Genomic DNA, 8,223 nt, shown 5'->3' with positions numbered 1-8,223 from the left:
GTCCCACCGGCAACATTGGCTGTGCCAGTCTCGTCACTCGTGATCGTCACTGTCGGAGGCGTCGTATCCGGCGGCTGGACCGTCACGACAAACTTGCCGGCGCCGAGGGTTACGGCGTCACCATCGAAATCAGTCGCCTGAATGATCGACGAGAAGTCGATTGCCTTAGCAACCTGGCCATCCAGCGGCTTGCTGAGGGTGAAGGTGCCATCGCCATCAGCGTCGAGCGACAGAGTGAAGACGGTCGCGCCGTTCGCCGTTGCGGTCAGGAGATTTCCGACCGCTGCGTAAGACAAGCCCTGCCCACCAGCAGTCAGCGCCTGCGAGGTGAGGCCGGCGAAATCGCCCTTGATGCTGAAAACGATCTCTTCGTCCACACCCGACTTAACGAGATTACCGAGGTCGAAATTGGCTTCAACTGCGCTTCCAGTCTGTCCCTGGGTTCCACCGAGTCCGTTGATAACGCCAGCGAGGAGGTCAGAGAGCTTGACAGAGCCGTCGATGACCTCGGCATCGCCGCCCTGCCCTTCGACCTGATCGAGGATCAAAAGACCAGCCGTGTTTACGTTGATGCCATAGGCGTCAATCGTGAATGCCTGCTGCGGGCCAGTTCCGTCGCTGTCGTTCTTGATCGCACCGATCTCGTTCTGACTTTCGTCGATCGCATCCTGCGGAGAAGCGGCGGAGGGGTTCCCGTATTGATTCAGAGCGCGATTTGGTTCGCCATCGGAGATGAAGATGACCTTGTTGACATCGGCGTCAAGAAGCGGCCCCGCCGTCTTGACCGAAACAAGATCAACATCGCCGCGTCCTTCACCGCTGGTGGAGAACTCAACATAGGCAATCTGCTTGCCGGCATTGGCACCGGTGCCTTCGATCGTGATCTGGGTGTTGTCGTTGTTCACAGGAATGGTTGTTGTTGCAAAACCACCACCAACGAAGTGCACCGTATAGGTGAAGCTCGTCGATCCACTTCCGTTATTGTCATCGAGTTTGAAGGCCGCGCTTGTCACCGGCACGCCGTTGAAGCTGCCCCGATTTTCATAACCCGCGCCGACGACATCGAAGTCGTTGAATGTACCGAAATCGAAGCGGAGACGTTCGCCGACATTGAGGTCCGTGGCTTCGCTGGAGAATTCCGGATTGTCGACGCCCATACCGTCGTTCGTGTTGCCGTAGACATCCTGAAGATCGACGGTCGTCGTGCCAGACGAGAGCCAACCGGACACCAGAGCGACCTGCTGCCCATCATCGGTGCCAATGATCAAAGCGTCATCTTCATTGATGTCATTACTGCTCTGGTTTGCTTCGAACCGATTCAGCACCCTGTCCACAATGAGGGTGTTTGTCGTATCGATCCACTGCTGGGCCTCAAGAAGACCGGCTTCGTAGTTGGTGTTGCCACCACCGGTGAAGGCGTTGACCGCAGACAGGGCCTTGCTCAATGCCTCAACATTCTTATCGCCATCGACGATCAGATCAAAAGTCCCGACGGGCGAAGCCGTATCCTTGAACTGCACGATGTGGACACGGACGTCTTCCGCACCCGAGTCAGCCAGTTTGTTGAGGAATTCGGTGACCTGGGCCTTCAGGGCTGTAACCGTCACACTGCCAGAGGTGTCGAGGACCAGAACGAAGTTCGCGACCTTGCCTTCAACAGGAGTTGTAACCATGGGAGCCTGAACTTCGACAGCAACCGGGGCGCCGGAAACCGTCGGCACATCGTCTCTGATATCGACGAGGAGCTTGCCAGCGCCAAGGGTCACAGTATCACCGTCGCCATCCTTGCCGATGATGAACTGCGACAGATCGAGCGATGTCAGGTTTTCGCTATTGTCACCGGTTACTCCGTCAAGGTCCGGATGGTCGATCTGGTCTTTCAGCTGGAAGTGGTAGGAGCCGTTCGCCTCGACGGTGAGTTCGAACACGACGCGACCATCAGCCGTGCCGGTCAGCTTACCATTTGCAACAGTGATCATGATCGGATCATCTTGCGATGTCAGACCGGAGTTGACCGGTGTTGTCGTGGCCTTCAGCGTTACGGCTTCCGTTGCATGTGCGCCATCGGCACCGAAGGTGAACAGCGAAAGCAGCGAGCCACTGGTCGAAGCAGAAGCCCCGACAGGGGTGACTTCGGTCGGCTTGCCGGTATCAAGCGCAGCGTTCAGCAGACCGTCTTCATCGACGGTCAGCTTCAGAGGGTCTGCAGCCGAAACCGGCGTGTCGTCATTGACCGTGACCGTTAACGAACCCTTCGCCGTGTCGCCGTCACCATCCGTGACGGTGAAGCCAATGGAGATCTGTTTGCTGTCCTCGCCCGCGCCGTCATGCGCAACAGGTGCCTTGAGTTCCAGGCTATAGGAACCATCCGCCTTGATCACCAAAACAGCCGCGCCATCCGGATAGTGCGGGCTTTTCGCAGTGAACGTCGTCGTGCCGTCAGCAGACTTCTCGCCGGGACCCCACTTGACGGATTCCGACTGGGCAAAGCCGCCTTCGGCAAACACCACCTTGAATGCACCGCCGGAGATCTCAACCGACTTAACACCATCGGCTCCCGCGGTGAACAGCGAACCGGCAATGCCCGTTGCCTTCAATGCGTTGGCGACACCGTCAACCGGAAGCTCGTTGCCCGCAAAGAGCGTCTGCGCCTCATCATCAAGCGTGGTGGAGGCATTAACCACCGACTGGAACACCGGTATATCATCGTTCACCGCGATCTTCAGGTAGCCCGATGCCTTGTCACCATCGCCGTCGATCACCGTGAAAGCGAATGGCAAGAGCGTCGTATCTTCCAGCGAAGATGAGGAAAAGTTGTGCGCAACCGGCACCTTCAGTTCGAAGCTGTACGAACCGTCAGCATTAATGACCAGCATCGCGGCAACCTTGCCGGAGATATCGCCAACAGCAAAATAGGCTGTATTGCCACTGCCGTCGCGGTTCCCACCTACCCAGCAGATGCTTTCTGTCTTGGCAAAACCGCCGTCGTTGTAGATTACGCGGAAATCGGGACCATCGACCCTCACATAGGTCACGCCATCAGCGCCGCCGGAGAAGAGCGCACCCTTGTCGCCCGTCACCTTAGCAACGCTCGGGAAGACGTCGCCGAAGCCGCCATAGTTTACGGGCGTAAACAGCGACTGCGCCTCGTCATCCATGATCGTCCGTTCGACCACAAGGAAATTGGCTTCCGGCGTGTCGTCATCAACCGAAACCTTGAGGGTACCGGAGGCGGTATCACCATCACCGTCCGTAACGGTGAAGCCGATCGACAGCGTCTTGTCGTCTTCGAAGGAAGACGACTGGTCATGGACCAGAGGTGCCTTCATCTCCAGCGTATAGGAACCATCGGCCTTGATGACCAGCACCGCAGCCACCTGGTCCGAGTCAGCGCCCGTCGCGGTGAATGTCGTATTGCCGTTTGTGTCCTTAACCCCAGCATCCCAGGTCGCGGTTTCCGTCGTTGCAAAACCGCCGTCCTTCCAAAGAACAGCAAACGATGCCGCATTGATCGTGATCGATCCGACGCCATCGGAGCCAGCCTTGAACAGCGCGCCGGCAGAGCCGCTTGCCTGACCATAGCTAGGCCACTCATCGTCACGGCCGCCATAGTTCACGGGCGTGAAGCGGGTTTGCGCCTCATCGTCCAGATCACGTGCCCAAACCAGACTGTTCGCGACCGGAACGTCGTCATTGACCAAAATGTTCAGCTTGCCAGAGGCCTTGTCGCCATCACCATCGGTGACCGTGAAGCCGACAGTGATCGTATTGTCGGTCTCGCCAGACCCCGTATGGGCAACCGGTGCCTTCAGTTCGAGGCTATAGGAACCGTCAGCCTTGATGATCAGAACGGCCGCCCCATTCGGGTAGTGCGTGCTGGTCGCGGTGAATGTCGTCGTGCCGTCGGCAGACTTCTCGCCTGGACCCCACTTGACGGATTCCGACTGGGCAAAGCCGCCTTCGGCGAAGACAACCTTGAATGCTCCTCCCGAAATCGAAACGCTGGAGACGCCATCGGCACCAGCGCTGAACAGGGAGCCGGTGACACCTGTCGTCTTCAGCTCGTTGGTCACACCGTCAATTGGGTCATTATTGCCCGGGAACAAGGTCTGGGCTTCGTCGTCCAGCTTGACCAGATCCGAAACGACCTTCGCAACCGGCGTGTCGTCATTGACGAGCACCTTCAGCAGGCCAACGGCAACATCACCGTCCCCGTCGCGCACGGCGTAGCCAAAAACGAGTACTTCGTTGTTTTCCGGGAAAATGGAGCCATCATGCGCTACTGGCGCCTTCAACTCGAGCGTATAGGAGCCATCCGCCTTGATGGTCAGGACAGCTGCCCCGTTCGGATAGCCAGCCGATGTCGCGACATAAGTCGTCACGCCGCCTTCACTGCGAACCGCCGAACCCCAGTTGACACATTCCTGCTTGGCAAAGCCGTCGCTACCTTTGGCGATGACGTCGAAACTGGGAAGCTCCACCGACAGGCCCGCCAAACCATCGGCACCCATCTTGAACAGCGAACCCGGACCACCAGACACGGATTTCTCATCAGGAACATCCAGGAAGCCGCCGGGATTGGTTGGCGTGAATGTCGTCTGAGCTTCATCGTCGAGGACCTTGGACGCAACCTCGATGGAGATCACCGGCTCAGGCGTATCGTCATCAACGGTCACATTCAGTGAGCTCGTCGCCTTGTCGCCATCGCCATCGGTGACAGTCACTTCAAAGCTCAGGGTCTTGTCTTCCTCGGTGAAGGAGGAGCTGGTCGAATGAACGACCGGCGCGTTCAGGGTCAGCTTGTAGGAGCCGTCGACACCGATCACCAGCGTTGCGGCGCCATCAGGCGCACCATAATGCGCACTGGTCGCGACCAAGGTCACCGTGCCATCCGCCTGGACCTGACCTTCACCCCAAGTGACAACTTCCTGGCCCGCGAAGCCGAGTGTGTCCTTGAAGATAACGGAGAAGGTCGGAGCTACGACAGAGATTGCCTGGACGCCATCGGCACCTGCCGTGAACAAAGCACCTGCGTTGCCGGAGGCCACCTTGTAGTTCGGATTGGCATCTGTCGCATCTTTGAAGATGTTCGAGCCATCATTGCCGGGGAACACCGACTGTGCCTCGTCGTCGAGTTTTGTGGGGGCGTTGACGATCGGTGTCGCAACCGGAACGTCGTCATTGACGGTCACCACCAGTGTGCCGGAAGCTGTATCGCCATCACCATCCGTGACGGTGAAGCCAACCGAAATCTCGGTGTTGTCTTCACCCGCAGCTGTGTGTGCAACCGGCGCCTTCAGCTCAAGACTGTACGACCCATCCGCCTTGATGATCAGAACGGCTGCGCCATTTGGATAATGCGTGCTTGTCGCTGTAAACGTCGTCGTGCCGTCTTCAGACTTGTCGCCAGCACCCCAGGTGACGGATTCCGACTTGGCAAAACCGCCTTCTGCAAAGATCACATTGAATGCGCCGCCCGTGATCTCGACAGACTTTACGCCATCAGCACCTGCCGTGAACAGCGAACCGGCAACGCCCGTTGCCTTCAGTTCATTGGCGACGTCGTCAGCCGGCGAATTGTTACCCGTAAACAGAGACTGCGCTTCGTCGTCAAGCACAGTCGAGGCCGTCACGTTGCTCGCAACCGGGGCATCGTCATCAATGTCGACGCTGAAATTCGCAGTGGCGCTATCGCCATCGCTGTCGGTCGCCTTGATCTGGAAGTTGATGCGAATGTCGTCTTCGCGGCCCTCGAACGCGTGGTCGAGGTTCTTATACAGCGTGAAGACGTAAGAACCACTCCCATTGTCGCTAAGCGACACGGAGAAGACCAGCTGCGACTGCGACGGGCCGCCTTCGACCACCTCACCAACATAGCCGTACAGGGTCGTGCCGTCTTCCGACAGCCACATCCGCACAGTTTCGCCGTTGTGGGTCAGTTCGGTCGTGCCCTCGGCATCGAGCTGGGAAACCTCAATAGCGCTGCCGTTTTCGAAGCCTTCGCCCGAACCAATGCCAGTGAAAACGACGGACCGATCCGCAACAGACGTGGAGTCGTTGTTGTCGTCAGCGCCCCAGCCAATGTACAGCTGGCCATTGACAGAGCGGCCGCCGCGAGACTCGTCATCGTATCCGTTGTCGTCTTCACCGCCGAGATCATAGCCATTCTTGTAGCTGTCGCCGTCATTGCCGCCGAGTTGAACGACGTTTTCCTCGTCGAGATTCTTGCTCTCCGGGTCGGCATAGAAGATCGGGCTGTCGTCATTGACGTTCACGGTGAAGGAGGATGTCGCTGTATCGCCGTCTGCATCCTGCGCAGTAAACTGGAACTTGATCGACAGGTCTTCTTCGTCAGCCGGGCTGTCACCACTGATCTTGTGATCGAGATTGCCCTTGAGCGTGAAAGTATATGAACCGGAATCCACGTCCGAGAGGCTGACGGTGAAAACGACTTCCCCGTTAATCTCCTCGCCATCAACCAAAGAAACATTTGCCAGGCGCTTTTCTTCACCCCCATCACTGTAGAGCTTGTAAGCAATCAGTGTCGTGCCATCATCCGCCAGTTTGTAGACGAGTGCTACACCGTCGGAGGTCAGATTCTGGTCCTCCAGAGCGTCAATATCTGCGGCGGTAAAAGCGACGCCACGGTCATTTGCAACACCGGTCAGGCCGCCATCGACCTCTGCATTGCCCTTGTCCGCACCCCAGTTGATCCCAAGCGAACCAGACACTTCAGGATAGGAGAATTCTTCCTTCTCCATCCGGTACTGCTCGTTGTCGCTGCCGCCCTCACCCTGGCCGCCCGTGTCAACGTCGCCATTGCCCCAAGGTGTAAAGTCCTCATCCACGCCTTTGGTGTCAGGCGTGCCGAAGCTGACTGCGTCATCCTTCACGTCGATGTCGAAGGTGCCCGTGACACTATCACCGTCCAAGTCGGTCACGGTATAGGTGAAGCCCAACCGCAGCAGATCTTGGAGATCGGATTCAGAACCGCCAGCGGGTGCATCCGGATGATCAAGCTGTCCGATCAGTTCAAAGGTGAATTCACCCGTCTCGCGATTGTCGATTCGGATTTCGAAGACAACCTGATCTACGCCATCGATCACCACGACGCCTTGCAGCGCCGTAAAGGACAGGTCGGTACCATCAGACGGAGCCGGGAAAGTGCGAATAACGATTGGCAAACCACCGGAAGTCAACGACAGCGCCGTTGCGGAACCATCGCCGCCCTGAGCGGTCTCTGCCACATTGCCTGCACCGACAAAGCCGATGCCCGTGATCGTGCCGAAGTCTGGGCCCGGATTGAAGGGCAGAACACCGCTGAAGCTTTCATTGCCCTCAAGGTTATCGGCGATCACGGCCTCATCAAACTCGAATGCCACCGTCAGGGGGGCATCAATCGACGGCGCACCATCGCCCAAAATCTCACCGTCGAGCTGCTCATCGCCGAAGCTGGTGTCGCCGAGCAGATCAATCAGGCCACGTTCGCCGAAGCCGTCGCCGAAGGGGCTGTCGTTGAAGTCGCCGCCATTGCCCGGCGACTGGCCACTGGCCGAATAGGAGCCGTCGGGGCCGGCCGCGACGTTGATGTTGCTGTCCTCGAGCGCCGCGAAGAGAACGACCTGCGGCAGTTCTACTTCGCCGATGACGAAGGTCGGGATATTGGCCGCGCCGCCCTGGACGATGATTTCCGTACCGTCGGCGAGGACGAGGACCAGATCGGCACCTTCGACCTTGAACTCAACATTGTCGAGATCAACCGTGGCCGGCAGGGTCACGACATTCTTGGTGTCTGGCACAACCTGCGTCGGGATGGCGGCAGCTGCCGTCTCGGTCGGCACTTCGGTTGACAGGCGATCGCTCTTCGGCGCATTCGGCGTTTCAGCCTGGGCGACCTCGATACCGTCATCGGCCTCGCCGGTGAAACCCAGATGCTGCTCGACCGCCTCGGCGAAGTCTTCACCGGCGGAAGTATTGTCAATGCTGGACAGACGCGGATCTTCGATGGACATGGTAACTTACCCCTTAACAAGTTGACCGCAGTTAAATCTGGGGCCGGGGTAAGCGCAACGCTTTCTTAACCCTGTGGATATAACGGGTTATGCTTCGACAGACCATTATTGAAAAATGGGTTAACTTCAGGCCGAAAAACTGTGCTATTTCGGTATTTTACTCAAATTGTCGCAGCTTTCAGCAGCACTTATGTGGTGCAGTGAGAAAGCC

1 protein-coding gene is annotated in these 8,223 nt (G+C 57.9%); it reads right to left on the bottom strand.

Annotation, left to right across the window (positions count from 1 at the left end; all coding sequences use genetic code 11):
- Positions 1-8,012 (bottom strand): VWA domain-containing protein (locus IP76_RS21645; protein WP_156318687.1); only part of this gene is annotated, 8,012 nt, incomplete at its 3' end.
- Between the last annotated feature and the right edge of the window lie 211 nt (positions 8,013-8,223).

The sequence above is a fragment of the Rhizobium sp. AAP43 genome, assembly GCF_001296045.1.
Lineage (GTDB): Bacteria > Pseudomonadota > Alphaproteobacteria > Rhizobiales > Rhizobiaceae > Allorhizobium.
This window is presented reverse-complemented; position numbering and strand designations above follow the sequence as displayed.